Raw genomic sequence first — 1,665 nt, 5'->3', positions numbered from 1 at the left:
CCCTTCCGCACCGCAGCGGACCTCCTCGCCTCCGTCGCACCACCCGAAAACGCTCCGCAGAAGGCCGAATCACCACATTGATTCTTTACAAGCCCCCGGCGGGGCGCAGCGGTTCCTGTCCGCGTTCAGCGGTATCTCACCGCGCTTCCGGCCCCGCCGCCATCTGATGACCGCCCCCGACTACCGCACCGAGATGCGGCACCGCTTCACCACCTGGGAGCAGGCCGCCGGCACCGCCGGTCTGTCCACCACGGCCTGAGCACAGGCCCCGAACCAGGCCCCACCATGCCCCGACACACCATCAGACACCCACACACCCAACAACGTGACAGCGCCCGTCGGCGGCCTACTTCACTCTGTGGGAGCCCGGGGTGAGATCCCCCCGGGCGACCCGACTAGTGCCCCCGGAAGGGGCGCACGACGGTAGTACAAGTCGCCTAGGCAGGCTTTAACCCTACGTCCATACGAATTCCCCAATGCATCAATTGCACCTACCGCGCTTTTAACTCGATCGCTTAAATCGTAGCAAGCGAGAATGACGGCGCCCCTTGATGTGGAGCCGCGTCGCTTCACCTAGGACGACCCGCCCAGGCGCCCTGAAGGCGACAGGTCTTCCCATGCCCTTCTCGCCCCACTGCCCACTGGGACATCCCATGCGGTTGTGCACCCAGGCAGAGAGGTACGTTCGAAGGAGAAAGATCATGGCAACCATCACTTCGTTGGTGGACACGACGACCACCACAAACCAAGGCAGGCCCGGGAACACCGTCCAGATCAACGGAACCGGTCTGTCCACTACCACGAGGGTGAACTTCGGTTCGGCGGCGGTCACCCCGGCGAGCGTCACCGCCACGCTGGTCACTTTCGTGGTGCCCAGCGCGGCGCCGTGCTCCGGCCAGGTTTCGGTCAGCGTCTCCAGCAGCGCCGGCGTTACCAGCAACGCGCTGCCGTTCTTCGTCATCGCCACGCCGACCACCACAGGGCTGAGCGTCACCTGTGTGCCAGCCGCCTCGGGCGGCTCGGTGACGCTGTTCGGCACCAACTTTCTCTCCGGAACGCAGGTCGGGGTGGGCACCGTCGGCAACGTAGCGGTCACCCCTACCCAGTCGAGCCAGGTCACCTTCACCGCGCCGACCAACCCGGGCCAGGTCGGTACGGTGTCGACCCAGCCGGTGACCATCACCACCGCCGGCGGTACCAGCCTCTCGGGCACCACCCAGATCGACTACTACCTCACGCCGGCCATCACCTCGGTGCTTCCCACATCTGGTACGGCGGGGGACCAGATCACCGTCAACGGAACCGGTTTCGTCAACGTCGACACCGTCACCTTCACCGACAGCGCCACCGCCACCGCCGCAGCGGTCTTCACGCCTATCAGCGACACCCAGCTCGCCGCCACCGTGCCTGGCGGACTCGCCATCGGGGCCGGAACCATCACGGTCCACACCTGCGGCGGCAATTCCAACGCCCAGGCCTTCACCATCACCTGATCGTCGGGGAAAACCGGGCACCCCGACGGCACGATCACCAAGTCGTGGTCCGTCCGCAGAACGTGGCGCGGATGGGCGGCAATGCCCCGTGACCGGGCCGACGATCGTCGGCCCGGGCACGGGGCATTGCCGCCCCCAGCGCGAGGGGGAGGGGGAAGATAGGGAGGGCGGG

General features: G+C 66.7%; 1 protein-coding gene and 1 pseudogene. Both read left to right on the top strand.

All coding sequences use genetic code 11. From position 1 onward, the window contains the following. Positions 1 to 259, top strand: a pseudogene (locus tag ABZ622_RS42055) (hypothetical protein); the annotation flags it as partial. A gap of 442 nt (positions 260 to 701) precedes the next feature. Continuing rightward, a complete protein-coding gene (locus ABZ622_RS42050; protein ID WP_360552620.1) occupies positions 702 to 1,493 on the top strand; it encodes an IPT/TIG domain-containing protein in 792 nt (263 codons plus the stop codon). Positions 1,494 to 1,665 lie beyond the last annotated feature (172 nt).

Origin of the sequence: Streptomyces sp. NPDC007164 (assembly GCF_040634135.1) — a bacterium.
In the GTDB taxonomy this organism is placed as follows: Bacteria; Actinomycetota; Actinomycetes; order Streptomycetales; family Streptomycetaceae; genus Streptomyces; species Streptomyces sanglieri.
This window is presented reverse-complemented; position numbering and strand designations above follow the sequence as displayed.

What these genes read in the sequence shown, in the direction of transcription:
- ABZ622_RS42050 (WP_360552620.1), top strand. Translation starts at nt 702, where the DNA reads ATGGCAACCATCACTTCGTTGGTGGACACGACGACCACCACAAACCAA.